This window comes from Aquitalea aquatica, from assembly GCF_013911085.1.
Lineage (GTDB): Bacteria > Pseudomonadota > Gammaproteobacteria > Burkholderiales > Chromobacteriaceae > Aquitalea > Aquitalea aquatica.
Genome location: NZ_JACERN010000033.1, coordinates 176,248 through 200,817, shown reverse-complemented (window position 1 = coordinate 200,817; position 24,570 = coordinate 176,248). Strand labels below are relative to the sequence as shown.

General features: G+C 59.9%; 25 protein-coding genes. 18 read left to right on the top strand and 7 right to left on the bottom strand.

Annotation, left to right across the window (positions count from 1 at the left end):
* Nucleotides 1-38: 38 nt before the first annotated feature.
* From lpxD to H2Z84_RS13260, 14 genes are all read left to right on the top strand, one after another.
* On the top strand, nucleotides 39-1,088 hold the full coding sequence (lpxD, locus tag H2Z84_RS13325) for a UDP-3-O-(3-hydroxymyristoyl)glucosamine N-acyltransferase (protein ID WP_181836405.1): 1,050 nt from the start codon (nucleotides 39-41) through the stop codon (nucleotides 1,086-1,088).
* Nucleotides 1,081-1,533: a 3-hydroxyacyl-ACP dehydratase FabZ gene (gene fabZ, locus H2Z84_RS13320; protein WP_103524535.1), complete on the top strand. Its 453-nt coding sequence runs from the start codon at nucleotides 1,081-1,083 to the stop codon at nucleotides 1,531-1,533. Before lpxD ends, fabZ begins: the two co-directional genes overlap by 8 nt.
* 2 nt (nucleotides 1,534-1,535) lie before the next feature.
* The gene (gene lpxA / locus H2Z84_RS13315; protein ID WP_103524534.1) at nucleotides 1,536-2,312 is read left to right on the top strand and encodes an acyl-ACP--UDP-N-acetylglucosamine O-acyltransferase; all 777 of its coding nucleotides are present in this window, start codon (nucleotides 1,536-1,538) and stop codon (nucleotides 2,310-2,312) included.
* Nucleotides 2,313-2,314: 2 nt separating this feature from the next.
* Nucleotides 2,315-3,493 carry a lipid-A-disaccharide synthase gene (gene lpxB, locus H2Z84_RS13310; RefSeq protein ID WP_181836404.1) on the top strand — a complete coding sequence of 393 codons (1,179 nt, stop codon included), beginning with the start codon at nucleotides 2,315-2,317 and terminating at the stop codon, nucleotides 3,491-3,493.
* A complete protein-coding gene (rnhB, locus tag H2Z84_RS13305) occupies nucleotides 3,478-4,098 on the top strand; it encodes a ribonuclease HII (RefSeq protein WP_181836403.1) in 621 nt (206 codons plus the stop codon). Before lpxB ends, rnhB begins: the two co-directional genes overlap by 16 nt.
* A gap of 11 nt (nucleotides 4,099-4,109) precedes the next feature.
* Nucleotides 4,110-4,610 carry a DNA-deoxyinosine glycosylase gene (locus H2Z84_RS13300; protein WP_181836402.1) on the top strand — a complete coding sequence of 167 codons (501 nt, stop codon included), beginning with the start codon at nucleotides 4,110-4,112 and terminating at the stop codon, nucleotides 4,608-4,610.
* A 470-nt stretch (nucleotides 4,611-5,080) separates the two neighbouring features.
* Complete coding sequence (locus H2Z84_RS13295) at nucleotides 5,081-5,770, top strand: ABC transporter permease (RefSeq protein ID WP_181836401.1); 690 nt, start codon at nucleotides 5,081-5,083, stop codon at nucleotides 5,768-5,770.
* Complete coding sequence (locus tag H2Z84_RS13290) at nucleotides 5,767-6,480, top strand: ABC transporter permease (protein ID WP_181836400.1); 714 nt, start codon at nucleotides 5,767-5,769, stop codon at nucleotides 6,478-6,480. Before H2Z84_RS13295 ends, H2Z84_RS13290 begins: the two co-directional genes overlap by 4 nt.
* A 21-nt stretch (nucleotides 6,481-6,501) precedes the next feature.
* On the top strand, nucleotides 6,502-7,269 hold the full coding sequence (locus H2Z84_RS13285) for an ABC transporter ATP-binding protein (protein ID WP_181836399.1): 768 nt from the start codon (nucleotides 6,502-6,504) through the stop codon (nucleotides 7,267-7,269).
* 38 nt (nucleotides 7,270-7,307) lie between these two features.
* Nucleotides 7,308-8,432, top strand: a complete 1,125-nt coding sequence (locus tag H2Z84_RS13280) for a succinylglutamate desuccinylase/aspartoacylase family protein (protein WP_181836398.1) — start codon at nucleotides 7,308-7,310, stop codon at nucleotides 8,430-8,432.
* 197 nt (nucleotides 8,433-8,629) lie between these two features.
* A complete protein-coding gene (locus H2Z84_RS13275) occupies nucleotides 8,630-8,848 on the top strand; it encodes a hypothetical protein (protein WP_103524527.1) in 219 nt (72 codons plus the stop codon).
* A gap of 88 nt (nucleotides 8,849-8,936) precedes the next feature.
* Nucleotides 8,937-9,446, top strand: a complete 510-nt coding sequence (mobB, locus tag H2Z84_RS13270) for a molybdopterin-guanine dinucleotide biosynthesis protein B (protein ID WP_103524566.1) — start codon at nucleotides 8,937-8,939, stop codon at nucleotides 9,444-9,446.
* Entirely contained in the window at nucleotides 9,433-10,635 is a 1,203-nt protein-coding gene (locus H2Z84_RS13265) for a molybdopterin molybdotransferase MoeA (protein ID WP_181836397.1), read from the top strand. Before mobB ends, H2Z84_RS13265 begins: the two co-directional genes overlap by 14 nt.
* A gap of 2 nt (nucleotides 10,636-10,637) precedes the next feature.
* Nucleotides 10,638-10,976: a 2Fe-2S iron-sulfur cluster-binding protein gene (locus tag H2Z84_RS13260; protein ID WP_181836396.1), complete on the top strand. Its 339-nt coding sequence runs from the start codon at nucleotides 10,638-10,640 to the stop codon at nucleotides 10,974-10,976.
* Between the two features lie 204 nt (nucleotides 10,977-11,180).
* Here H2Z84_RS13260 and H2Z84_RS13255 read toward each other — a convergent pair whose 3' ends face one another.
* From H2Z84_RS13255 to H2Z84_RS13230, 6 genes are all read right to left on the bottom strand, one after another.
* On the bottom strand, nucleotides 11,181-12,803 hold the full coding sequence (locus tag H2Z84_RS13255; RefSeq protein ID WP_181836395.1) for a CHASE2 domain-containing protein: 1,623 nt from the start codon (nucleotides 12,801-12,803) through the stop codon (nucleotides 11,181-11,183).
* A gap of 21 nt (nucleotides 12,804-12,824) precedes the next feature.
* Nucleotides 12,825-14,375 (bottom strand): FecR family protein, encoded by a 1,551-nt coding sequence (locus tag H2Z84_RS13250; protein ID WP_181836394.1) that lies wholly within the window; start codon nucleotides 14,373-14,375, stop codon nucleotides 12,825-12,827.
* Between the two features lie 182 nt (nucleotides 14,376-14,557).
* Entirely contained in the window at nucleotides 14,558-15,376 is an 819-nt protein-coding gene (locus H2Z84_RS13245; RefSeq protein WP_181836393.1) for an ABC transporter permease, read from the bottom strand.
* Nucleotides 15,377-15,404: 28 nt separating this feature from the next.
* On the bottom strand, nucleotides 15,405-16,673 hold the full coding sequence (locus tag H2Z84_RS13240) for an ABC transporter permease (protein WP_181836392.1): 1,269 nt from the start codon (nucleotides 16,671-16,673) through the stop codon (nucleotides 15,405-15,407).
* A gap of 115 nt (nucleotides 16,674-16,788) precedes the next feature.
* Nucleotides 16,789-17,814 carry an ABC transporter substrate-binding protein gene (locus H2Z84_RS13235; RefSeq protein ID WP_258869400.1) on the bottom strand — a complete coding sequence of 342 codons (1,026 nt, stop codon included), beginning with the start codon at nucleotides 17,812-17,814 and terminating at the stop codon, nucleotides 16,789-16,791.
* Between the two features lie 73 nt (nucleotides 17,815-17,887).
* Nucleotides 17,888-18,994 carry an ABC transporter ATP-binding protein gene (locus H2Z84_RS13230; RefSeq protein WP_181836390.1) on the bottom strand — a complete coding sequence of 369 codons (1,107 nt, stop codon included), beginning with the start codon at nucleotides 18,992-18,994 and terminating at the stop codon, nucleotides 17,888-17,890.
* Nucleotides 18,995-19,198: 204 nt separating this feature from the next.
* On the opposite strand from H2Z84_RS13230, the gene H2Z84_RS13225 reads away from it, so the two are divergent.
* The 4 genes from H2Z84_RS13225 (at nucleotide 19,199) to H2Z84_RS13210 (ending at nucleotide 23,702) form a co-directional block, all read left to right on the top strand.
* Nucleotides 19,199-20,986 carry a ribonucleoside triphosphate reductase gene (locus H2Z84_RS13225; RefSeq protein ID WP_181836607.1) on the top strand — a complete coding sequence of 596 codons (1,788 nt, stop codon included), beginning with the start codon at nucleotides 19,199-19,201 and terminating at the stop codon, nucleotides 20,984-20,986.
* 103 nt (nucleotides 20,987-21,089) lie between these two features.
* Complete coding sequence (gene nrdD / locus H2Z84_RS13220) at nucleotides 21,090-21,269, top strand: anaerobic ribonucleoside-triphosphate reductase (RefSeq protein WP_220272836.1); 180 nt, start codon at nucleotides 21,090-21,092, stop codon at nucleotides 21,267-21,269.
* A 13-nt stretch (nucleotides 21,270-21,282) separates the two neighbouring features.
* Nucleotides 21,283-21,972 carry an anaerobic ribonucleoside-triphosphate reductase activating protein gene (locus H2Z84_RS13215; protein ID WP_220272835.1) on the top strand — a complete coding sequence of 230 codons (690 nt, stop codon included), beginning with the start codon at nucleotides 21,283-21,285 and terminating at the stop codon, nucleotides 21,970-21,972.
* Nucleotides 21,973-22,664: 692 nt separating this feature from the next.
* Nucleotides 22,665-23,702 carry a DUF1214 domain-containing protein gene (locus H2Z84_RS13210; RefSeq protein WP_220272834.1) on the top strand — a complete coding sequence of 346 codons (1,038 nt, stop codon included), beginning with the start codon at nucleotides 22,665-22,667 and terminating at the stop codon, nucleotides 23,700-23,702.
* A gap of 51 nt (nucleotides 23,703-23,753) precedes the next feature.
* Here the strand turns inward: H2Z84_RS13210 and H2Z84_RS13205 are convergent, their stop codons facing one another.
* The gene (locus tag H2Z84_RS13205; RefSeq protein ID WP_181836388.1) at nucleotides 23,754-24,470 is read right to left on the bottom strand and encodes a hypothetical protein; all 717 of its coding nucleotides are present in this window, start codon (nucleotides 24,468-24,470) and stop codon (nucleotides 23,754-23,756) included.
* Nucleotides 24,471-24,570: the final 100 nt, after the last annotated feature.

Sequence of the window (24,570 nt, the reverse complement as noted above, 5' to 3'; positions counted from 1 at the left end):
TACGGGAGAAGCCGACCCGTGGTCGGCTTTCATTTTTGATGGCGTACACGCTTTCACATATCGTGGCCCAGCTTGGTGGCGCGCTCAAGGGTGCTGACCGCTTGGTCGAGCGTCTGGCACCGCTGGATGTGGCAGGGCCGGCCGATATCACTTTTCTGTCCAATCCCAAGTACCGCAAACAGCTGGAGACTTGCGCGGCCGGCGCGGTGATCGTATCACCCAAGCTGGCGGCCGAACTGGACCCGGCTCGCTCGTGGATCGTGGTGGATGATCCTTATCTGTACTTTGCCAAGGTGGCCACGCTGTTTCACCCACCAGCGCAGCCCCGCCCGGGCATTCATGCCACGGCCGTGGTAGGCGAGGGCAGTGTCATCGCTGCCAGCACCGAGGTGCGCGAGCATGTCAGCATCGGCCGCGCCGTGGTCATCGGCGAGCGTTGCATCCTGCACCCTGGCGTGGTGGTCGGCGACGGTACCGTGCTGGGCGATGACGTGGTGCTCTATCCCAATGTCAGCGTCTATCACGGCTGCATACTGGGTAATCGGGTCGCCGTGCATTCCGGTAGCGTGATCGGTGCCGACGGCTTTGGCCTGGCCTGGGCCAAGGACCACTGGTTCAAGATTCCGCAGACTGGCCGTGCCATCCTGGAAGATGATGTGGAAGTCGGTGCCAATACCACCATCGACCGTGGTGCGCTGGCGGATACCATCATCCGCCGTGGTGCCAAGATCGATAATCTGGTGCAGATTGCCCACAATGTGCAGATCGGCGAGCACACGGCGATTGCCGGTTGTGTCGGTATTGCCGGCAGCACCAAGATCGGCGCGCACTGTACCGTAGGTGGGGCTGCCATGTTTGTCGGCCATATTGAAGTGGCAGACAAGACGCATATCGGCGGTGGCACCCTGGTGTCCAAATCCATCCGCCAGCCGGATACCTATGCTTCGTCCTATCCGCTGCAAACCATGAAGGAATGGCTGGGTAACGCCGTTCATGTAAGACATCTGGACGATCTCGCCAAGCGCATAAAACAACTCGAACGCGAGATCGGCAAACTGAAAGAACCTGAGGACAACGCCAATGACTGAACACGCCGTGACGATTGATGTACGGGAAATCATGCAGTGCCTGCCGCACCGCTACCCCTTCCTGCTGGTCGACCGTGTCACCGAATTGGTGCCGAATACCCGTATCAAGGCACTGAAGAACGTCACCATCAACGAGCCCTTCTTCTGTGGCCATTTCGAGCAATACCCGGTCATGCCGGGTGTGCTGATCATCGAAGCGCTGGCGCAGGCCGCCGGCATCCTGGCAATCAAGAGCCAGGGCGAGCGCGCTGACAACGAGCTGTATTTCTTTGTCGGCATCGACAAGGCCCGCTTCAAGCGCCAGGTGGTGCCGGGCGACCAGATGATCTTCGAAGTAGAGCAGATCACCGTCAAGCGCGGTATTGGCAAGTACACCGCGCGCGCGCTGGTGGATGGCCAGGTGGCTTGTGAAGCCGAAATCATGTGTGCCAAGCGCGAGGTCTGATCATGGCCATTCACCCGACTGCCATTGTTGATCCCAAAGCCAGCATCGCCGCCGATGTGGAAATCGGTGCCTACTCCATCATCGGGCCGGATGTCAGCATAGACAGCGGCACCTGGGTGGGGCCGCATGTGGTGATCGAAGGCCATACCAGCATTGGCAAGAACAACCGTATCTTCCAGTTCAGCTCGCTGGGTGCCATTCCGCAGGACAAGAAATACGCCGGCGAACCCACCCGGCTGGAAATCGGCGACAACAACACCATCCGCGAATTCTGCACCTTCAATATCGGTACCGCGCAGGATGTGGGCGTTACTCGCCTGGGCAACAACAACTGGATCATGGCCTATGTGCATCTGGGCCATGACTGCCAGATCGGCAATAACACCATCTTTGCCAATAACGCCACGCTGGGTGGACATGTGCATATTGGCGACTGGGTGATTCTGGGTGGCTTTACCAGCGTGCACCAGTTTGCCATTGTCGGCGATCACGCCATGACAGCCTTTGCCAGTGCGGTAGCGCAGGACGTGCCGCCCTATGTGATGGCGCATGGCAACCGCGCGGTACCGGCCGGCATTAATGCCGAGGGTCTGAAGCGTCGTGGCTTCACGCCGGAGCAGATCCGCCGCGTGCGCAATGCCTACAAGGCACTGTATCGCCAGGGCCTGCAATACGATGCGGCCAAGGAGGCCATTCTGGCCGAGGCGCAGCAAGGCCATGCCGAACTGGAGCCGTTTGTCCGCTTCTTTGCCCAGTCCGAGCGAGGCATTATCCGCTGACCATGTCTGACAGCCTGTTCAAACGCAAGGGCGCGCTCAAGGTAGCCATGGTGGTGGGCGAAGCCTCCGGCGATGTGCTGGGGGCGCACCTGATGGACGCCTTGCAGGCACGGCATGCCGATATCGAATTTGCCGGCATTGGCGGCCCACGCATGGAAGCGCGCGGTTTTCTCTCCGTGGTGCCACAGGAAAAACTGGCGGTACGCGGCTATGCCGAGGTGCTGCGCTGCCTGCCGGAGCTGTTGCGCATTCGCCGTGACTTGCGCGAACAACTCAAGGCCGCGAAGCCGGATGTGTTCATTGGTGTGGATGCACCCGACTTTAATCTGGCGCTGGAAGCAGCGCTGAAGAAAAGCGGCATTGCCACCGTGCACTATGTCAGCCCCTCGGTGTGGGCCTGGCGGCTGGAGCGTATCTACAAGATAGGCCGTGCCGTCAATCGCGTGCTGTGCCTGTTCCCGATGGAGCCGGCGCTGTATGACAAGGCCGGGGTGAAAGCGGATTTTGTCGGCCACCCGCTGGCCAGTGAGATTCCCATGGTGCCGGACCAGTTGGCCATGCGCGAGCAACTGGGTCTGCCACGGCAGGCACCGGTGTTCACCCTGATGCCAGGTAGCCGCAAGAGCGAGCTGGAATTCATGGCCCCGCTGTATATCGAAGCCGCCCGTATCCTGTTGCGCGATTATCCTGACGCGACTTTCCTGGTGCCGCTGGCAACCCGTGCCACCATGGACCTGTTCGACCGTCTGCTGACCCGCCGCAAGGCCTGGGATTTGCCGCTGCGCAAGCTGTTCGGCCATGCGCAGATGGCGATGATTGCCAGCGATGTGGTGCTGGTCACCAGTGGCACGGCTACGCTGGAAGTGGCCTTGACCAAGCGGCCGATGGTGATCAGCTACAAGCTGTCCTGGCTCACCTATCAGCTGGTCAAGCGTAAGATCAAGCTGCCTTACGTGGGGCTGCCCAATATCCTGTGTGGCCGCTTCGTGGTGCCGGAGCTGCTGCAGAAGGAGGCCACGGCCGAGAAGCTGGCGGCCGAGGTCAAGCGCCTGTATGTCGATCAAGATGCGCGGGTGGAAATGGTGCAGGCCTTTACCGATCTGCATCAGTCGCTGCTGGCCGATACCGCCAGTCTGGCGGCCTCCGCCGTGCTGCAGGAGGCCGGATGCCGGACAGCCTGAGCCTGCTGCTGGCTAGCGGCGAGCTGATCGCCGGCGTGGATGAAGCCGGACGTGGCCCGCTGGCCGGGGCGGTGTTTGCGGCTGCGGTCATTCTTGACCCGGCGCGGCCGATTGCCGGGCTGGCTGATTCCAAGGTATTGAGCGAGGCCAGGCGCGATGCCCTGGCCATCCTCATCAAGCGCGATGCGCTGGCCTGGTGTATCGCCAGTGCCAGCGTCGAAGAAATCGACCAGCTGAATATCCTGCACGCCACCATGCTGGCGATGAGCCGGGCGGTGGAGGGGCTGGCAACGCAGCCGGGCAGGGTGCTGATCGATGGCAATCGCGTACCCAAGCAGCTGACCTTGCCGGCGGAAGCCATCGTCAAGGGCGATGCCAAGGTGCAGGCCATTTCCGCTGCTTCCATTCTGGCCAAGACCGCACGCGATGCCGAGTTGATCGCGCTGGATGCCCTGCACCCGCAATACGGCTTTGCCCGCCACAAGGGCTATCCCACTGCCGAGCACCTGGCGGCGCTGGAAGCGCATGGCGCGCTGGCCGCGCACCGCAAATCCTTTGGTCCGGTCAAGGCCTGGCTGGCTCGTCAGCAAGGTCAGCTGTTCTAGCGCTAGAAAGCATGAGCGATAACGCGAAATCGTGCTTCCCGCCGGTAGTGAATGCGCAAACCCGTTTGCTGATCCTGGGGTCCTTGCCCGGCGATGCTTCGCTGCAGGCGGCACAATACTACGCCCACCCGCGCAACCAGTTCTGGCGCTTACTGGGCGAGCTGCTGGGGTGTGAGCTGGTGGCGCTGGACTACCCAAGCCGGCTGGCTGCACTGCAACAACACGGCATCGGGCTGTGGGATGTGGTGGCGCAGGCGCGGCGCCAGGGTAGTCTGGACGCAGCCATCCGTGGCATCAGTCCGAATGATTTGCCGGCGCTGTGTGCCAGCCTGCCGGCTTTGCGTGCTGTCGCCTTCAATGGCAGCACCGCGGCCACTATTGGCCGCAAGCAGCTGGCGGCCATGGCCACGCTGCCCGCATTGTTTGATCTACCTTCTTCCAGTCCTGCCTATACCCTGTCTTATTCTGCCAAGCTGGCGCAGTGGCAGGCCTTGCGCGCCGTGCTGGCTTGAGCCGGCTTTGGTGTCTGTTGCAACACTTTTGCAGTAATTGCATATACAAATTAACAGCTGATTGTTAGCAGTCATCAAGCTTGTGCCACATCTTCAGTTGCTATTTCCTGGAATTATTTCCCATTTAAAACAATATATTGTGCGTGTCTATTGATTCTGTGCGTACGGCTGCAGGTCTTGTTGGCTGCTGCTTGACTGAGAGACTCATGCTGCGCATGCACATGAAAAAGTTATTGTATATACAATAAGGCTTGATTAGGATCGTGACAGATGTGCTGCCGCCACCGGCAGTCATCGCCGGGTGCCAGCGGCTGAGAATCGTCCAGCAAGGACGACCGACCGCTTGCATTGCCCTCTACCAGGAGAAATGTCATGAAACACCCATCCGTCCGCCTGCGCTGGCCGGCAGCGGCAGCTATTGCCGCGCGCGATTCCTACCGTTCACCTTGCCGTCCTGTCGGGAGATAGCCATGTTCCTGTCCGGATTCGGCCCGCTCATCCTGGCGGGCACTTGGGTGACGCTGAAGCTATCGCTGTTATCCTTGATTCTATCCATGCTGATTGGCCTGGCTGGTGCCAGTTCCCGGCTGGCCAAGGCTGGTTTGCTGCGCGGCTGGGCCACCGTCTACACCACCTTGATTCGCAGCGTGCCCGACCTGGTGCTGATGCTGCTGCTGTTCTACAGCCTGCAACTGGGGCTGAACCAGTGCACCGAGGCGCTGGGCATGGAGCAGATCGACATCGATCCCTTTCTGGCTGGTGTGGTGACGCTGGCCTTCATCTATGGTGCCTACTTTACCGAAACCTTTCGCGGTGCCTTTTTGTCGGTGCCGGCAGGGCAGATCGAAGCGGCCATCGCCTATGGCATGACGCCGTGGCAGAGCTTTCGCCGGGTGTTGTTTCCGCAGATGATGCGCTTTGCCCTGCCGGGTATTGCCAATAACTGGCAGGTGCTGATCAAGGCCACCGCGCTGGTGTCCATCATCGGGCTGGCCGACATCGTCAAGGCCACTCAGGATGCCGGTAAGGCCACCATGCAGATGTTCCTGTTTGCCGTGGTGGGTGCGCTGATGTATCTGCTGATCACCACCGTGTCTAATCTGCTGCTGATCTGGCTGGAAAACCATTACTCTGCCGGCGTGCGCAAGGCGGTTCTATGATCGACATCATCCAGAATTACTGGCAGGCCTGGCTGTGGAACGACGGCTACCATGTCTCCGGCGTGGCCATGACCCTGTGGCTGCTGATTGCCTCGGTTGCCTGCGGCTTTTGCCTGTCCATCCCGCTGGCGGTGGCGCGGGTGTCCTCGCGGCGCTGGATTAGCGGGCCGGTGTGGTTCTACACCTATGTGTTTCGCGGCACGCCCTTGTATATCCAGTTGCTGATCTTTTACTCGGGGGTGTACAGCCTGCATGTGGTGCGCTCGGTCGACCTGCTGGAACACTTTTTCCGCGAGGGACTCAACTGCACCATCCTGGCCTTTGCCCTCAATACCTGCGCCTATACCACCGAGATCTTTGCCGGTGCCATTCGCGCCATTCCTTATGGCGAAATCGAAGCGGCGCGGGCGCTGGGCATGTCGCCCTGGGTCAAGTACACCCGCATCATCATTCCCGCCATGCTGCGCCGGGCGCTGCCTTACTACAGCAATGAAGTCATCCTGATGCTGCATGCCACCACCGTGGCCTTTACCGCCACCGTACCGGACATCCTCAAGGTGGCACGCGATGTCAATGCGGCAACGTACGCCTCCTTCGAGGCATTCGGCATCGCTGCCGTACTGTATGCCTGCATCGCCTTTGCCCTGGTCGGGCTGTTCCGCCTGTGTGAAAACCGCTGGCTGGCTTTTTTGCGCCCCATGGGCCATTGATACGGATTGCGAAGGATTACCATGTACAAATTGACTGTAAACGGCCTGCACAAGAAATACGGCCAGCATGAAGTGCTCAAGGGCGTCTCGCTCAAGGCCAAGGCCGGTGACGTGATCAGCATCATCGGTTCGTCCGGTTCGGGCAAGAGCACCTTTCTGCGCTGCATCAACTTTCTGGAGCAGCCTTGCGCCGGTGAAATCAGCCTGAATGGCGAGCTGCTGCAGACGGTGCTGGACAAGAAAGGTAGCCAGCGAGCGCGTGATCCGAAACAATTGCAGAAAATGCGCACCGAGCTGTCCATGGTGTTCCAGCATTTCAATCTGTGGTCACACATGACGGTGCTGGAAAACATCATGGAAGCGCCCATGCATGTGCTGGGCCTGAGCCGCGCCGAAGCGCTGCAGCGGGCTCGCAAATACCTGGCCAAGGTAGGGCTGAACGAGCAGCAGGAAAACAAATACCCAGCGCACCTGTCCGGTGGCCAGCAGCAGCGGGTGGCCATTGCCCGGGCGCTGGCGATGGAGCCGGAGGTGATGCTGTTTGACGAACCCACCTCGGCGCTTGATCCCGAGCTGGTGGGCGAAGTATTGCGAGTGATGCAGGCGCTGGCCGAGGAGGGCCGGACCATGGTGGTGGTCACGCACGAGATGGGCTTTGCCCGCAATGTCTCCAACCATGTCATCTTTCTGCACCAGGGGCGGATCGAGGAAGAAGGCCACCCGGCCCAGGTACTCAGCCAGCCCAAAAGCGAACGCCTGCAGCAGTTTTTGTCCGGCAGCCTGAAGTAAGGCTGGCCACCAATACCTATCATTGACAGGAGTCTTTCATGCGTACGGAAATCCACCCGCTGCTGTCGCCCAGCCTGGGCACCCAGCGCAGCATCACCAGCTTTCATTTCGGATCTGCTGGAACGGGTAGCTGGCCGCGCAAGGTGTATATCCAAGCCAGCCTGCATGCGGGCGAGATTCCCGGCATGCTGGTGGCACACAAGCTGCGGCAGCAGTTTGCCGCGCTGGAGCAGCAGGGCTTGTTGCAGGCCGAGATCGTACTGGTGCCGGTAGCCAATCCCATCGGTCTGGCCCAGCAGCTGCATTACCAGCCGCAAGGCCGTTTCGATCTGGAAAGCGGAGAAAATTTCAACCGCCTGTACAGCGAACCTTCGGCCCGGGTGCTGCCAAAGCTGGCAGACACGCTAACACAGGATGCCAATGCCAACCGCGACATCATCCGCCAGGCGCTGCGTGCTGCCATCGCGGCAGAGCCGGTTCACACCGAGCTGCAAAGCCTGCGCCAGACCCTGCATCTGCTGGCTATCGACGCTGACCTGGTGCTGGACCTGCACTGCGACTTTGCCGGGCCGGTGCATATCTACGCGCATAGCGAGCACTGGCCGCTGGTGGAGGCGCTGGCCGCCCACCTGCAATGCGGGGCGTCCTTGCTGGCCGATGCCTATGGTGTGATGCCCTTCGACGAGGCTATCTTCCTGCCCTGGGCCAAGATTCGCGCTGCCTTGCCGCAATTCCCCGTACCTTTCGATAGCGTGGCTGTCACCGTGGAGCTACGCGGCGAGGGCGATGTCAGCCATGCGCTGGCCGATCAGGACAGCCAGGCCATTCTGCATTACCTCACCTGCTGCGGCGTGATCCGTGGCGAGGCAGTGCCGGCGCCGGCGCTGCCGCACCCGGCTACGCCGCTGGACGGTTCGGAAACCCTGATCGCACCGCATGCGGGGGTGATTGTCAGCCTGGCAGAGTTGGGCAGTGTGGTGCAGGCGGGTGATGCCATTGCCGATGTGATCGACCCCATCACTGGCTCCACCACCACCCTGCGCGCCGGCACGGATGGAGTGTTCTATGTGTTTGCCCGTCATCCCTATGTCACCCGTGGCGGTACGGTGGCCAAGATTGCCGGTGCTAGCCCGCTGGGCAAGGGGAATCTGCTGGGAGCCTAGTACCTGGGCCGTATGCAGTCCGCCCCTCCGGCACTAGCCTGCCGGGTGGCCAAGGGCAAGGTCAGCTCGGGCGGTTTGTGGTGTTTTCCATCCCTAGTCACGGTTGCAAGGGCTTTGCCGTGTTCGAAAACTTGCGGTTTGCTGCTGCTTGCGTCGATATTGGTAAGGTAAATGCATTCACAGGGAGGAGGGGCAGCATGAGTCGCTATTGCATCTGGTTTGTTACGCCCGACGATACTGTCATGCGGCGTGCCGAAGTGGCCATTAACGGCAGTATTCATTGTCATCAGGTGCTGGAAGAAATCGAGGCGCAACTGGCGCTGGACTGCGGGCTGAGCCAGGTGATGATTGTCGATTGGAAGCGTTTCGAGCAGCCCGAGGAGCAGGCGACGCATTTTGCCCGGGCGGTGGCCTGAGTACCGAATAACTAGGTCATCCGGCTGAATAATGGGGTAGGAGCGCATGATATGATGCGTTCCTACCCCATTATCGAGTAGCGCCACCATGTATGTTCTGGGAGTCGCCGGCTATTCAGGCAGCGGCAAAACCACCTTGCTGGAAAAAGTCATTCCGCTGCTGCTGGCCGCCGGGGTCGATGTAGCCGTGATCAAGCACACCCATCACGATGTGGACTGGGATCAGCCGGGCAAGGATAGCTGGCGGCACCGCCAGGCCGGTGCGCGGCAGGTCTTGCTGGCCGGTGCACAGCGCCGCTTGCTGGTGGAAACCATGCCGCAGGGCAATGATGCGCCGCTGGCCGCCCATGTGGCGGCATTGCGCCCCTGTGATCTGGTGTTGGCCGAAGGCTTCAAGCATGAAGCCATTCCCAAATTGGAAGTGTACGACCCGCTGCTGGGGCATGCGCCCCTCTGCCTGCATGATAAGCAGGTGCTGGCCATGGTGTCGGATGCACCACCGCATACTGCGCTACCCTGTTTTGCCCGGGACGATGCCGCCGGCCTTGCCCGTTTCATTCTTGCCTTGCTGGAACAACATCAAGATGCTCACCGTTGATCAAGCCCGCGACTGGCTGCTACAGCGCGCCAGACCGCTTACCACAACTGAAACCGTTCCCTTGCTACAGGCTCTGGGCCGTGTGCTGGCTGTACCGCTGGTGGCCAGCCTGGATGTGCCGCCGCAAGATAATAGTGCAATGGATGGCTATGCCGTGCGCTGTGCCGATGGCAGCGGGCCGCTGCCGATATCGCAGCGCATCCCGGCGGGGACTCAGCCTGCGGCATTGCAAGCAGGCAGTGTGGCGCGCATTTTTACCGGAGCGCCCATTCCCGCTGGTGCCGACGCGGTGGTGATGCAGGAGATGGCCGAACTGCAGCCTGATGGCCAGGTGGCGTTCAGCCAGAGCCCCCGTCCCGGACAGAATATCCGTCGTGCTGGTGAAGATATCCGCTGCGGCAGCGAAGCGTTGTCCGCTGGACAGCAGCTGAGTGCAGCGCATCTGGGGCTGGCGGCTTCCATCGGCGTGGCCGAGCTGACGGTGTTCCGCCCGCTGCGGGTGGCGGTGTTCTTTACCGGTGACGAGCTGGTGGAGCCGGGGCAGGCACTGGCAGCCGGGCAAATCTATAACTCCAACCGTTACTGGCTGGTGCCGGAACTGATGCGGCTGGGCTGCGAGGTGACCGATCTGGGCATTGTGCCGGACTCACTCAGCCGCACCCGCGAAATCCTGCAGGATGCCGCCGCGCTGGCTGATGTCATCATGACTTGCGGTGGGGTATCGGTGGGCGAGGAAGACCACGTCAAGGCCGCAGTGGAGGCCGAGGGTAGTCTGGATCTGTGGAAGATCGCCATCAAGCCGGGCAAGCCGCTGGCTTGTGGCCGGGTTGGTCAGGCGGGTTTTATTGGCTTGCCGGGTAATCCGGTGTCCGGCTTTGTTACCTATCAGGTGCTGGTCAAACCCTATCTGCAGCGTTGCGCCGGTTTGCTGCTTGAGGGGGACGTTGCAGCTGCCCAGTACCCGGCCGGGTTCGCCTGGGAGCGGCCGGATGCCAGGCGTGAGGAATTCCTGCGGGTGAAGCTGGTGCAGCAGGATGGCCAATGGCAATTGCAGCGCTATCCCAATCAGGGCTCAGGCGTACTGACATCCTGCGCCTGGGCCGACGGGCTGGTCCGCCTGGCTGCTGGCCAGCAGGTGCAGCCGGGTGATCTGCTTGGCCTGCTGCCTATCGGGCGCTTCGGGTACTAGTCATGCCGCAGCTGCGATTTGTCGATCAACAACAGCGGCTGCTGGCCGAGCTGGAGGCACAGCCTGGTGATCTGTTGCTGGATGTGGCCAGGCTGGCCGATGTGCCGCTGCACTGGCGCTGTGGGCAGGGCACTTGTGGCACTTGCAAGGTCCGCATCAGTCACGCCGGCCCGGCACAGCCGGTGCTGCCCAGCCGCAAGGAGCGCAATGTATTGCTGCGGGCCGGACTGATCGACAAGGCTGAGGCCGCCGCTGAGAGTTGGCCGGATATCTCGTCTGGCTGGCGGCTGGCCTGTCATTTGACTGTGGGAGCAGAGGACTGGTCGGTGCTTTGCCCGTAAGAGCGTGCATACGCTCTGTGCTACCCGGGTGATCCTGCGTTGAAATGTCGTGCGACACGCGCATGGATGCCAGCGCTATTGCGTTTTTTCACCTTGTCAGACCCTTGCCTCCCCGGGGTTGTCCGCAGGTTACAAGACGAGTACGGATAACAAAAGGCAGCCGCTTGGCTGCCTTTTTCATGGCGATGGCTCATGTATTGCCCTTTAGCTGGAGGCCGGGCTGACCACATTACGGCCGGAACGCTTGGCGATATACAGCGCGCCATCGGCCTCTTCGTAAATGCGCTGGGCGGTGTCGTCTTGCTGGGGAACGCGCGCAGCTACACCGATGCTGCAGGTCACCTTGTGCAGCGGGCTGCCGTCATGTGGTAGGTCGAGGTCTTCCAGCCGCTGGCGGAAAGTTTCAGCCGCATCGACTGCATCCTGCATGGTAGCGCCTGGCATCAGCACACCAAACTCTTCGCCGCCCAGTCGGGCCGGCAGCTCACCCTTGCGCTGGAATGACTCGCGCAGCACATGGGCCACCCGCTTCAGTACCACATCGCCGGCATAGTGGCCGTACTGGTCGTTGTAAAGCTTGAAGTGGTCAATATCCAGCAAGACAAAAGCCAGCGGCTGCTGGCTATTGCGCTGGCGTTCGATGGCCGGTATGAACACTTCGTCAAAATGACGGCGGTTGGCCAGTTGGGTCAGGCCATCGGTGGTGGCCAGGGTTTGCAGGCTGGCCTGGCGCGCGATAAAGCGGGTGAGGCCGGACAGCAGCAGCACCAGCATGGTGCTGGCCGGGGCGAACCAGACATGGCCCAGGTTCAGTAGCAGCATCGACCCGACAGCCACCAGCAAGGCACCGGCAGGGTAGGCCATCAGCACCGTACGCTGCCGGCCCCATGGTGCCAGCAGGTAGTCCAGCACCACGATCAGCAGCAGGGTCAGTAGCGCTTGGGGTATCAGGCTGATTGGCCGGATCAGGCTGCCATCCTGTAGGCCGCGCAGCAGGTAGGCATTGATCACCACACCGGGCATGCCGGCCGAGTTGGCAGAAATAGGGGTGGTGTGCATATCGCCCAGCCCGGCTGCCGTGACTCCGATCAGCACGATGCGGTTGCGGAAAGTCTCGCGCTCGGCATTGGACAGGGCATCGATATACGAGATGCGCTCGAAGGGTTCGGCACCGTTGCCAAAGGGTACCAGTACTTCGTCGGCACGCACCCATGGTTCGTCGCTGGTATGGAAGGGCAGGCGTAGTGTTGGCGCGGGCAGGCCTTGTGCCACCTCATGCACTGCTTTGGCAAAACCGGGAAAGTCCGGTGTGCCGAGGCCAGCCATCAGATAGGTGCGGCGGATGACGCCATCGTTGTCGCGCTCGAAGTCGGTGTGTCCCAGCCGGTTGGAGGCCGCTGCCAGCAGTGGTATCGGCCGGGTCTCGGTCAGGGTGTCGCCTGCGCTTTCCGGAAATACCGGGCTGACCACCTTGCCATTGCGACGGATGGCCACCGCCAGTGACTGGTCGGGTTTGTTGCTGGCCAGCGTGCTTTCCGCCAGGGCGATATCGAGGCCGACTGCTTTGGCATATTGCAGCTGGTCTATCAGGCGGGCATGCAATTCGCGTGGCCAGGGCCAGCTGCCCATCTCGGCCAGGCTGCGGTTGTCCACTTCGATCAGGATGGGGTCGTCGGCGCTTTTGTGCAGCACATGCCGGCTGAGGCTGGCATCGTAAAACCAGTAGTCCAGCCGCTGCACAGCACCGGTCAGCGCCAGCAGCAGGCCGAGCAAGCCCGCTAGCAGGGGAAGCAGTTGGTATAGCCGGTGTTTTATCGGTGATGGCATGCGCTTATTTTATGCGATTGCTTATTGGATGTTGATTTTTTCAATCGCTTCCACCGCGTGATATCCATCATCTCCGTTGACTTCGAGTTGGGCAAAGTACTGGCCGCGTGGCAGTTTGTCCAGCAGCCAGGCCGGCTGTGGCTGGGTGTCGCGGTAGCTGATGTTGTGCATGGCCGGATTGTCCGCCAGTTTCAGTGTATAGCGCGCACCGTTGACTGGATAACGCCGGCCCAGCAGCGCGGGCGCGTTGTCGTTGATGCTCGAGAACAGGCCTTTGACCACGACCTGCTGGGCATCGCTGAAGGGGCCGGGCTGCCCCTTGCCATCCAGCCGGGCCACGCGCCAGAACCACTGGCCCTTGTCCGGCAGCTGCAGGGTGATGTCACCATCCTGCAGCGTGAGGTTCTGACTGACAGAGGCAAAGTCGCTGCTGCGGGAGACTTGCAGTTGCAATGGCTGCTGCGGACTGGCCAGCAGCTTGAGTGGCAGGGTCTGACTGCGGATTTCCTGCGGACCGTCGGTGCCGAACAGCAGTGGCGGTGGCGGGAAGGCATTCAAGGTGAAGGTTTTGCTGCTGTCAAAGCCTTCCAGGCCATGCTGGTTGCGCGCCCGTGCCGATAGCAGGTATTCGCCATTAGCCGGCAGTGCCGGGAACAGCTGCGGTGCCGCAACCGTGCGCTCGGCCAGCAGGCGTCCATGCTCGCCAGGCCCGCGCAGCTTGATGCGGTAAGCCACGGCCTGCTGGTCGCCAGTCCATTTGAGCAGCGGCGGATTAAAGCTGCTGGCTGCTGGCAGCTGGCCCAGGTCCGGTGCGGCGGGCAGGGCTTCAGGTACGGTGGGTTTGCTGGAGCCTGAAGCCAATGTGCCAAAGCCGGCCGGAACATCGACCTGACCCTTGTTCTTGCTGCTGACGCTGACCTTGCCGCGTAGTACTTCGGTCAGCGTGGAGTCGCTGGATTCGGTATTGACGCGGAATTCGGTGCCACGCACGGTGGTGACGGCCGATGGCGTGCGAATCTGGTAGCGGTTGGGCATCAGGATGTTGGGAATGACCGAGCTGCCGGCATTGCCCTTGTCCAGCTTGATTTCGGTTTTGGCCGAGCCGGTGCTGGGATAGTAGATTTCGTTTTGTAGCTGGGCGCTGGAGTTGGCGTTCAGCAGCAGGGTGGAGCCGTCTTCGAAGCGCAGCTTGAGCATGGCGTCGTTGCCGGTCTGGAACTGCACGCCTTTCGGGTAGCGTGTTTCCTTGTTGATGGGTAGCGGTTTGCCCTTGGCGTCGTGCGCGCTGACTTCTCCGGAAAACTCTTCGATTTGCGCTGTGGACGGATGTTGCCGTACCCAGGGATAAGGCACTTTGATACGGCTGCCCGGTGTCAGGCGGTAGGGGTCGGCAATGTGATTGAGGCTTTGCAGGCGTGGCACATAGGCGGGGGAGGATAAGTGCTGGTCAGCAAACGACCACAGCGAATCCCCCGGCTTCACCTGATATTCCCAGGTGGCAGAGTCGATGCCTGGGCCGGCAAGCAGGGTGTTGCTTAGAAAAATCAGGCTTAAAGCCGAGATAAGTCGCATAAACAAACGGGCAGGGAAATGGGCGCAATGAACGCAGACTATCTGAATAGTATGCTGCTGGCGGAGGATTGCAACCAAGGGCGGTTTTGTCTGGGTATTAAATAGTGATTGCTTGATAAAAATCAGGCCGACTTGTTAAGGCCGGCCTGTAATGGATGGAGCAGATGAGGGAATCGTCAGCTTTAGCTGGTGCGCAGGCGCTCACTGCGACCGCGCAACCATTCCAGCGTCAGCAGCAGCAGGATGGAGAAGCCGATCAGCAGCGTGGCAGCGGCAGCAATGGTGGGGCTGAGGTTTTCACGAATGCCGCTGAACATCTGGCGCGGCAGGGTGGCCTGTTCCGGGCCAGCCAGGAACAGCGTCACTACTACTTCGTCGAAGGACGTGGCAAAGGCGAACAGTGCGCCGGAAATCACCCCCGGTGCGATCAGCGGCAGCGTGATGCGGAAGAAGGCGGTAATCGGTGACGCGCCGAGGTTGGCCGCCGCACGGGTCAGGTTGTGGTTGTAGCCCTGCAGAGTGGCAGTCACCGTGATGATGACGAAGGGTACGCCCAGCGCGGCATGCTCCAGGATCAGCGTGGTATAGCTGTTGTCCATGCCCAGCGGGGCAAAGAACAGGTAGCTGGCCACACCGACAATTACCACCGGCACCACCATGGGCGAAATCAGCAGGAACATGATGATGCCCTTGCCACGGAATTCACCACGGGTCAGGCCGATGGAGGCCAGCGTACCCAGCACCATGGCCAGCACAGTGGCGGCCGGGGCCACGATCATGCTGTTTTGCAAGGAGCGGATCCACTCCGGTGCGCTGAACAGGTCCTGATACCAGCGGAAGGAGAAGCCGGTCAGCGGGTACACCAGGAAGGAACCCTCGTTGAAGGACAGCGGGATGATGACCAGCACCGGCATGATCAGGAAGAGCAAGGTCAGGCCGCTGGTGATGCGCAGTACGTAGTGCCACACCTTTTCGATGGGCGACATGGTCGGGTTCAGCATGTTTTATGTCTCCGGGAAAGGGTGAGGATCAGCCTAGGCGCAGGCTCTTGGCGCCCACCAGCCAGTTGTAAACGATGTACAGGATCATAGTGGCTGCCAGCAGCAGGCCGCCCAGAGCGGTAGCCATGCCCCAGTTGATCGAGGTGTTGGTGTAGAAGGCGACGAAGTAGCTCACCATCTGGTCGTTCGGGCTGCCCAGCAAGGCCGGGGTGATGTAGTAGCCGATGGACAGGATGAACACCAGCAGGGCCCCGGCGCTGATGCCGGCCACGGTCTGCGGGAAGTACACGCGCCAGAAGCTGGCAAACGGGTGGCAACCCAGCGAGATGGCGGCTTTCATATAGCTGGGGGAGATGCCTTTCATCACGCTGTAGATGGGCAGGATCATGAAGGGCAGCAGGATGTGCACCATGGAGATGTACACGCCGGTGCGGTTGAACACCAGCTGCAGCGGATGATCGATGAGGCCCAGCCATTCCAGGGTGGAGTTGATCAGGCCGCCAGATTGCAACAGTACGATCCAGGCGGCCACGCGCACCAGAACGGAAGTCCAGAACGGCAGCAGTACCAGAATCATCAGCAGGTTGCTGCTGCGGGTGGGCAGGTTCACCAGCAGGTAGGCCAGCGGGTAGGCCAGGGCCAGGGCGATGGCGGTGACCACCAGGCTCATCCAGAAAGTACGGGTGAAGATGTCGAGGTAAATGGCCTGGTCCGGCGAGGAACGGCTGATTTCACCCAGGTCGTCGATACGGTGGTCCAGCGAGGCCAGCAGGTAGAACGGGGTCTGGCTGCTGGTGTTGCGGCGGATGGCCTGCCAGTAGGCCGGGTCACCCCAGCGCTCGTCCAGATTGGTCAGCGCTTCCTTGTAGGATTTGGGGGCAGGGTCCATCGGCAGGGCGCGGGCAGTCTTGTTCAGCAGGCTGCGGTAGCCGGCTACTTCCATGTTCAGGCGCTTGCCCAGGTCACCCAGTTTCTGGTCGTCGTGTGCTTGCTGGATATCCTGTGCCGCGGCGGCATAGACGGTTTCCGGCGGCAGGGCGCGGCCGCTCCAGCTGGAGATGGCCTTGACCGTGTGCGGCATGGCGTCTACCACTTCCGGGTTGTTGACGCTCTTGAACAGCAGGCTGGTGATCGGCAATACGAATACCAGCAGGATGAACAGCACCAGCGGCAGAATCAGCAGCTGGGACTTGAGTTTGTTCATACGCTCGGCGCGGGCCAGTTTCTGTTTCAGAGAACGGCCGGCCTCCGGCAGGGTGGCTGCGATAGCGGTGGTGGGTGCAGAGGAAGCGGTCATTCTTCCGGCTCCGGATCAGGTAAGGGGTAAAACCCCCTGGGGATGAACCCCCGAGGGGGCGGACCTGCTGCCGGTAGTTAAAAGGGCCGGCAGCAGTCATGCGTGTTACAGCTGCTTACTTGGCAGCCCAGGCGTTGAAGCGTTGTTCCAGCGATTCGCCGAAGTCAGCCCAGAAAGCCACATCCACGGCTACGCCGCTCTTGATGTTCTGCGGGGCGGTCGGCAGGTCGGCAACCAGCTTCTTGTCCAGCAGCGGTACGGCTTTCTTGTTGGTCGGGCCGTAAGCGATATTCTGCGAGTACACCTTCTGGTTTTCCGGCTTGCTGGCGAAAGCGATGAACTTCAGTGCAGCATCCTTGTTCGGCGAGCCCTTAGGGATAGCCCAGGAGTCGAAGTCGTACATGCCACCGGCCCAGACGATCTTCAGGTTCTTGCCTTCCTTCTGGGTGTTGGCGATACGACCGTTGTAGGCCGAGCTCATCACCACGTCGCCGGATACCAGGTACTGCGGCGGCTGTGCGCCGGCTTCCCACCACTGGATGTTCGGCTTCAGCTGGTCCAGCTTCTTGAAGGCGCGGTCAACACCAGCCGGGGTGGCCAGTACCTTGTACACGTCTTTTGCGGCTACGCCGTCAGCCATCAGCGCTACTTCCAGGGTGTACTTGGCACCCTTGCGCATGCCGCGCTTGCCCGGGAATTTCTTCACATCCCAGAAGTCTTTCCAGCCGCTCGGGCCAACCTTCAGCTTGTCGGCGTTGTAGGCCAGTACGGTGGACCATACGAAAATGCCTACGCCGCAGGACTGGGCAGCGCCCGGTACGAAATCAGCCTTGTTGCCGATCTTGCTGTAGTCCAGCTTTTCGAACATGCCTTCATCGCAACCGCGAGCCAGTTCCGGGGATTCCACTTCCAGTACGTCCCAGGACACGCTCTTGGTGTCGACCATGGCCTTGACCTTGGCCATTTCGCCGTTGTACTCACCGCCTACCACCTTGACGCCAGTGGCCTTGGTGAAGGGGGCGTAGTAGGCTTTTTCCTGGGCAGCCTTGTTGGCACCACCGAAGGAAATCACGGTCAGATCACCTGCCAGCGCAGTCTGAGCACAGCAAGCAGCAACCACGGCCAGCGAAAGAGCTTTCATGCATTTCTTCATTTGATAGATCTCCATATTGTTTTGAGACTACAGCTACTACACGCTACTCACTTGCACGCACTCACTCGGCCAGTTCGACGGGATCGAGCGCTCTTACGTGTTCTACATTCCAGCCCAGCGAAATCACGTCGCCCACTGCCAGCTTGGGGTCGAGGGTGGCGATAGGCTGTTTGACGATGAAACTGGAGTTGCCGCAGGCTTCCATGCGGATACGCACGTGGTCGCCCAGGTAGATGAATTCGCGCACGCGGCCGGAGAAGCGGTTTTGCTCCTGCGCCACGTTCAGATTGATACGTTCCGGGCGGATGGACAACGAAACCGGCGCGCCAGGGGCTGCATCGTGAATGGCCATGGCTTCCACGCGCTCGCCGTTTTCCAGGCCCACGGTACAGCGCTCGCCGTCGCGGCTGATCAGCTTGCCGTGCAGGCGGTTGTTTTCGCCGATGAAGTTGGCAACAAAGGTATTGCGCGGATGCTCGTACAGGCCTTGCGGGCTGTCGATCTGCTGGATTTCACCTTGATGGAACACTGCCACGCGGTCGGACATGGTCAGCGCTTCGCTCTGGTCGTGGGTCACGTACACCACGGTCACGCCCAGGCGTTCGTGCAGATGCTTGATTTCCATCTGCATGTGTTCGCGCAGTTGCTTGTCCAGCGCGCCCAGCGGTTCGTCCATCAGCACCAGTTGCGGTTCGAACACCAGGGCGCGGGCCAGGGCCACGCGCTGTTGCTGGCCACCGGACATCTGGCCGGGGTAGCGGTTGGCAAACTTGTCCAGCTGCACCATGGACAGGGCGCGTTTCACCCGTTCGGTGACATCGGTCTTGTCCATGCCGCGCACTTTCAGCGGGAAGGCCAGGTTCTCGGCCACGGTCATGTGCGGAAACAGCGCGTAGTTCTGGAACACCATGCCGATATCGCGCTTGTGCGGCGGTACGCGGTTGAGCGAACGCTCGCCCAGCATGATCTCGCCGGCGGTCGGGGTTTCGAAGCCGGCCAGCATCATCAGGCTGGTGGTCTTGCCGGAGCCGGACGGACCCAGCAGGGTCAGGAATTCGCCCTTGCGGATGTCCAGATTGAGATCCTTCACGATCAGGGTCTCGCCGTCGTAGCTCTTTTGTACGTTCTTGAAGCGGACCAGGATGTCGCTTGCGTTCGTTTCAGCCATGACCACTCCTGTTTAAATGGTGATGACTGAATTGTAAAAAGCGGATGACAGTAGGGGTATCGGGGGGCTGCGGATTTTACTGTCAGGAAAAATGCTGTAGTCCTGTAGGGCGATTCCTACACGACATGAGCATGTCGGACGGGCTGGCGGCTGTGCTGTTTGGCAGATAAAGGCGGCACTTGATCCGAATCAAGCCTTTTTCAGCTGTGGCTTTGTTGTGCCAAAAATCAATATATAGTGTTTGAAAATTTCAAGGCACTACATATTGTTATGAAAAAACCTGTCATGGTCAGTCCGCTTGCCACGCTGGACGAATACCTCAGTCGCGCCGACTGGCGCGTCTCTGCCAATGCCAACCAGGGCTACAGCCTGGGTGGGATGATTCTGAACGCCGCCGGCAAACTGACTGCGAATTACTGGCTGGACGGCATCTATCCGCCGGAAGTGGCACAGGCCCACCGCGAGGCCGATTTCCACCTGCACGATCTGGACGTGCTGGCCGGCTACTGCGCCGGTTGGTCGCTGCGCCAGTTGCTGCACGAGGGTTTCAACGGCGTGCCGGGGCGGGTGGAATCCGCGCCGCCGCGCCATCTGGGTTCGGCACTGGGGCAGATGGTGAATTTTCTGGGCACCCTGCAAAACGAATGGGCCGGGGCTCAGGCTTTTTCCAGCGTGGACACCTATCTGGCCCCTTTCATCAAGCGCGATGGCCTGAACGACGCGCAGGTGGAGCAAGCCATGCAGGAGTTTGTCTACAACCTGAATGTGCCATCACGCTGGGGCACGCAAACGCCGTTTACCAATCTCACCTTCGACTGGAGCTGCCCAGCCGACCTGGCCGGCCAGATTCCGCTGATTGCCGGTGAGGAAATGCCGTTTTGCTATGGCGACTGCCAGCCGGAAATGGACCAGATCAACCGCGCCTTTCTGCGGGTGATGGCCAGTGGCGACGCCCATGGCCGGGCTTTTACCTTTCCCATTCCCACCTACAACATCACCCCGGATTTCGACTGGGATAGCCCGAATGCCGAGCTGCTGTTCGACTTGACCGCGCGCTACGGCCTGCCGTACTTCCAGAACTTCCTCAATTCCGATCTGGAACCACAGATGGTGCGCTCCATGTGCTGCCGGCTGCAGCTGGACCTGCGCGAACTGCTCAAGCGCGGCAATGGCCTGTTTGGCAGCGCCGAGCAAACCGGCTCGCTGGGGGTGGTAACGCTTAACTGCGCCCGGCTGGGCTACCGCTTCCGTGGCGACTGGAATGGCCTGCTGGCCGAAACCGACCGCCTGCTGGAGCTGGCCCGCATCAGCCTGGAAATCAAGCGCCAGCGAGTGCAGGGCTGGATGGATGATGGCTTGTATCCTTATACCAAGCGTTATCTGGGCACTTTGCGCAATCACTTCTCCACCATCGGCGTAAACGGCATCAACGAACTGGTGCGTAATTACACCGGCGATGCCGAAGATATTGCCAGCACCGCCGGCCAGCAGCTGGCGCTGGATCTGCTCGACCACATCCGCACGCGCATGGTGCAGATGCAGGAAAGCACCGGCCATCTGTACAACCTGGAAGCCACCCCGGCCGAAGGCACCACCTACCGTTTTGCCCGCGAAGATCGCAAGCGCTACCCGGACATCCTGCAGGCCGGCCCGCTGGACAAGCCTTACTACACCAATTCCAGCCAGTTGCCGGCCGGCCATACCGATGACCCGTTCGTCGCGCTCAGCCATCAGGAACCGCTGCAGCGCCGCTATACCGGCGGCACCGTGCTGCACCTGTATATGACTGAAGCCATCAGCTCCACCGTCGCCTGCAAGCAGCTGGTGCGCCGATCGCTGCAGCGCTTCCGCCTGCCCTATGTCACGGTGACGCCCACCTTCTCGGTGTGCCCGCAGCACGGCTACCTGCATGGCCATCACGAATTCTGCCCCAAGTGCGATGCCGAACTGCTGGCCCGCACCACGGCAGCCACCGCGCCGGGCTGCTGCTGAGCACCGCTGACAACATGCTGCGGCGGTGCGCCTGGCCTCAGGACACCACGCCATTTTGTTAGCCCGCTCCCAGCAGCACACCCGACACCTCAACAGGAGAGAAATGATGTCATCCCAAATCCTAGCCAAACAGGCAGAACAGCTGGACCCGGCACTGCGTACCCGCTGCGAAGTATGGACCCGCGTAATGGGCTATTTCCGCCCGGTCTCTGCCTTTAATGTGGGCAAACAGGGCGAATTTGCTGAACGCCTGCATTTTGATGAAGAACATCTGCGGCGCTGAGTCCCGGCCTGCCGTGGCCAGCCCCCTGTTGCCTCTGGCCGGCATAGAGCCGTTTTCCAGCTGTGACTGGCCGGGACGGCTGGTGGCCACGGTATTCGTGGCCGGCTGCCCCTGGCGTTGCGGCTATTGTCACAACCCCGATCTGCAGGCGCGCAGCGCCGGTGTGCTTGGCTGGGGCAGCGTGCAGTCCATGCTGGCGGCGCGGGTGGGCTTTCTGGATGGCGTGGTGTTTTCCGGTGGCGAACCCACGCTGGCACCGCAACTGGCCGAATGGATGCAGGACGCTCGCCGGCTAGGCCTGGCCATCGGCCTGCATACTGCCGGCATCTACCCGCAGCGGCTGGCGGCAGTGGCCGGACTGGTGGACTGGATAGGGCTGGACATCAAGGCCGCCCCCGGCGGTGTGGATGCCGTGACCGGCGTGGCGGGCAGCGAGGCGCGTATGTGGCAGGCGCTGGATGTCGCGCTGGAGAGCGGTGCTGCGCTGGAATGCCGCACCACGCTGGACCCGCGCGTGATGACGGCAGACAGCCTGTACCGGCTGGCCGACACCCTGCAGGCCAAAGGCGTCACCCACGCTGCCTTGCAGCAGGGCAGGGATGGCAAGGGCCAGCCCTTGTTTGATGCTGCACAGTGGCCGGGCAGGGCAGTGCTGGATTACTGGCAGCAATCCTTTGCGCATTTTGCCTGGCGGGCAGCCTAGCACCCGCTGCCGTGCGGCAGATCAAGCAGGGGAGTTCAGCGCCTGGCGACAGCGAAACCACCCTGTGCGTGAGCCGCTACAAAATCGGCTCTCATTCCGTGTCGGCAAGCGGGTGGTCATCCTGTAGTGCAGCATTTAGCTTCGCCGGCCTCGTTCCTCCGTCGAGGTCCTTTCTTTTGCTTTGCCACTTCGCAAACAGCAAGGAGGCAGAGAAAAGGCGACCCGCAGCGCTGCAAAATCGTGTCCCAGCCATCCCGCCCAAGGCGTATCAGAAGGTACGGCCCGCTACCGCCGAACTACTCGAACATGCAATTTCTTACCACCCAGTGCGGTGTGTGCTGACGAGGCCGGATTTTGTGGCGACGATGTTGCTGACAGCGGATGGCCGAGGTGCTCGGGTTCTGGAATAAGGTAAAAATTTGCCATGCCAATGTGCTAGCATCACCATTGTTGGCAGCAGCAGAAGTTCGAAGCACATCTACCAGTCGCCTCTCGTTCAGAGAAAGTGACCTCTTTCTTGGTGCTAATACGAGGAACACCCGGTTGTGCTTACCAAACTGTCAGTAAATGACAGGCTTTTCGCCTTTGCAAGATAGCTGCCGATCCGCTTGATTGAAGGAGTCTGCGTGGTTTGTATTTCCAGTCGCAACGCAAATTTTACATTTCCATCCCGAAGGAAGAAGGTGAGAACGATGAGTGGACAAATATACAGATTATTAACCGCAGCCTCGCTGGGCCTGCTATCGCTTGCGTATCTGCCAGAGATCCACGCTGCATCAGTTGATATGAGCGTAACTCCTGTAACTGTTGATACTTTTGTTCGTGCCGAAACGGATCGCTACTTTAAGCAACGTGTGGAGCAAGGTGCATTCGGAAAATTCCACCATGAGCGTGGGCCTGTTGATGTCGATAAACAGTTAGTCATCAGAATGAATCGGGATACGCCGTACAGTACGGGTATATTCGATCTGACTCAGCCTCTCACTATTGTGAAGCCAGATACTGGCGGACGATTTCAGTCCATCCTGGTTTTTAATCAGGATCATTATATTCAGCGAGTCATTTATGATCCGGGTACTTATACATTTACCCAAAAGGAAATGGGAAGTCGCTACATTCAAGTCACGATTAGAACGTTGGTTAATCCAACCGATCCGGCCGACATCGTAGCAATGCGCAAAGCGCAAGATGCTGTTCAGGTTGTTCAGGCTAACCCTGGTCGTTTTGAAGTTCCAAATTGGGACCAGAAAAGTCTAACTGGACTTCGTAATGCAATATTGACCATGACCCCTTGGATGCCTGATAGTCGTCGAACCTTCGGAGTTAAAGATGATGTTGATGAAGTCCGGCATTTGATAGGTACCGCAGGAGGTATCTTTGGCAATGCTGAGAAGGATGCACTCTATTTTGTTGAGGTTCCCAAAGGTAATGATGGTAAGCAGCCGTTCAGACTGAAAGTCAAGGATGTGCCTGTCGATGCATTCTGGTCTATTACCGTCTATAACAAAAATGGGTTTTATGAGGCGCCTGTCAATGCAATATCAGTAAACAGCTACACGGCCAAGAAAGATAGTGACGGAACAGTAACCGTGAACTTTGGTGGAAATCCGAAAGCCATTAATTATCTGCGAATCATGCCGGGTTGGAACTATCTGGTTCGACTTTATCGTCCCAGACCTGAAATCATTGATGGCTCTTGGGAATTCCCTAAGGCGGAGCCAGTAAAATAATCACCATAGCTAACTTTTATTGGCTGTTTTCAATGGAAAAGCAGCTTTTTTCTAACCAAGTAAAGAGTGAAAAATGAAGTTCGACAGAATGCCCAGTCCAGCCGCAAGCAGATAAGCACTGCTTAAGCCAAGCTGTGATGTGGTAAGGCCAATGGTCATGAAGAAGGCCGCAAAGCCAACCGAGCTGAGTACGATGCCCCGCAGTAGATTACATGTTGCCGCACTACCTTCGGTTTGCAGGGTAAAGGCGGCAAATACAATGGCAAATACTGGAAACGGGGCAATCAAGCCGCTCAATACCGGCCCCATCCCGCCTGCCAGGCTGCTTATCAGCAACACAAATGTGACGGCAATCACAATACGGCTAGGCAAATCCCACCAGGGCTTTGCCATCTTGATCGCAGATGTCGGTTTACCTGGCGTCTTGCTGCTGACCAGCGCAAGGGTAAGCAACAGCAATCCAAATGCACTCAGCAAGCCGAGGGCAAGTACCTTCAAGATTGCTGTAGCAGCAATGAAAGTGAGCGTAGCTAGCAGGGTGCAATGCAGCCAGCCCCGGGTTTGGCACAGCTTGTAATAAACCAGGCAGAACAGACAGATGGAAATCTGCCCAGCCAGATTACCTGCCGAGGCATGAACAGCAAACGCTTCTCCGTATTGGCAGGCCAGAATCAGTGAGATCGGCCCCGAGGTAAGTGGTAGCCCGATGAGCAAACCACTGATAATGGCTCCCCATCGCTTCCCCGCTGCATGAACGGCAATGATCATGAGCGGGGTCATCAAAAGCTTTAACGCAATAATTGGCATGTTTCAAGTTGAGCGAGATGAGGTGCCGCCCGGTGAATGCACACTGCCATCCTGCGGCCTG

Excerpts from the sequence above, each read along its gene's own strand:
- lpxD (WP_181836405.1), top strand. The coding sequence starts at position 39 with ATGGCGTACACGCTTTCACATATCGTGGCCCAGCTTGGTGGCGCGCTC.
- fabZ (WP_103524535.1), top strand. The coding sequence starts at position 1,081 with ATGACTGAACACGCCGTGACGATTGATGTACGGGAAATCATGCAGTGC.
- lpxA (WP_103524534.1), top strand. The coding sequence starts at position 1,536 with ATGGCCATTCACCCGACTGCCATTGTTGATCCCAAAGCCAGCATCGCC.
- lpxB (WP_181836404.1), top strand. The coding sequence starts at position 2,315 with ATGTCTGACAGCCTGTTCAAACGCAAGGGCGCGCTCAAGGTAGCCATG.
- rnhB (WP_181836403.1), top strand. The coding sequence starts at position 3,478 with ATGCCGGACAGCCTGAGCCTGCTGCTGGCTAGCGGCGAGCTGATCGCC.
- H2Z84_RS13300 (WP_181836402.1), top strand. The coding sequence starts at position 4,110 with ATGAGCGATAACGCGAAATCGTGCTTCCCGCCGGTAGTGAATGCGCAA.
- H2Z84_RS13295 (WP_181836401.1), top strand. The coding sequence starts at position 5,081 with ATGTTCCTGTCCGGATTCGGCCCGCTCATCCTGGCGGGCACTTGGGTG.
- H2Z84_RS13290 (WP_181836400.1), top strand. The coding sequence starts at position 5,767 with ATGATCGACATCATCCAGAATTACTGGCAGGCCTGGCTGTGGAACGAC.
- H2Z84_RS13285 (WP_181836399.1), top strand. The coding sequence starts at position 6,502 with ATGTACAAATTGACTGTAAACGGCCTGCACAAGAAATACGGCCAGCAT.
- H2Z84_RS13280 (WP_181836398.1), top strand. The coding sequence starts at position 7,308 with ATGCGTACGGAAATCCACCCGCTGCTGTCGCCCAGCCTGGGCACCCAG.
- H2Z84_RS13275 (WP_103524527.1), top strand. The coding sequence starts at position 8,630 with ATGAGTCGCTATTGCATCTGGTTTGTTACGCCCGACGATACTGTCATG.
- mobB (WP_103524566.1), top strand. The coding sequence starts at position 8,937 with ATGTATGTTCTGGGAGTCGCCGGCTATTCAGGCAGCGGCAAAACCACC.
- H2Z84_RS13265 (WP_181836397.1), top strand. The coding sequence starts at position 9,433 with ATGCTCACCGTTGATCAAGCCCGCGACTGGCTGCTACAGCGCGCCAGA.
- H2Z84_RS13260 (WP_181836396.1), top strand. The coding sequence starts at position 10,638 with ATGCCGCAGCTGCGATTTGTCGATCAACAACAGCGGCTGCTGGCCGAG.
- H2Z84_RS13255 (WP_181836395.1), bottom strand. The coding sequence starts at position 12,803 with ATGCCATCACCGATAAAACACCGGCTATACCAACTGCTTCCCCTGCTA.
- H2Z84_RS13250 (WP_181836394.1), bottom strand. The coding sequence starts at position 14,375 with ATGCGACTTATCTCGGCTTTAAGCCTGATTTTTCTAAGCAACACCCTG.
- H2Z84_RS13245 (WP_181836393.1), bottom strand. The coding sequence starts at position 15,376 with ATGCTGAACCCGACCATGTCGCCCATCGAAAAGGTGTGGCACTACGTA.
- H2Z84_RS13240 (WP_181836392.1), bottom strand. The coding sequence starts at position 16,673 with ATGACCGCTTCCTCTGCACCCACCACCGCTATCGCAGCCACCCTGCCG.
- H2Z84_RS13235 (WP_258869400.1), bottom strand. The coding sequence starts at position 17,814 with ATGAAAGCTCTTTCGCTGGCCGTGGTTGCTGCTTGCTGTGCTCAGACT.
- H2Z84_RS13230 (WP_181836390.1), bottom strand. The coding sequence starts at position 18,994 with ATGGCTGAAACGAACGCAAGCGACATCCTGGTCCGCTTCAAGAACGTA.
- nrdD (WP_220272836.1), top strand. The coding sequence starts at position 21,090 with ATGATGTCATCCCAAATCCTAGCCAAACAGGCAGAACAGCTGGACCCG.
- H2Z84_RS13210 (WP_220272834.1), top strand. The coding sequence starts at position 22,665 with ATGAGTGGACAAATATACAGATTATTAACCGCAGCCTCGCTGGGCCTG.
- H2Z84_RS13205 (WP_181836388.1), bottom strand. The coding sequence starts at position 24,470 with ATGATCATTGCCGTTCATGCAGCGGGGAAGCGATGGGGAGCCATTATC.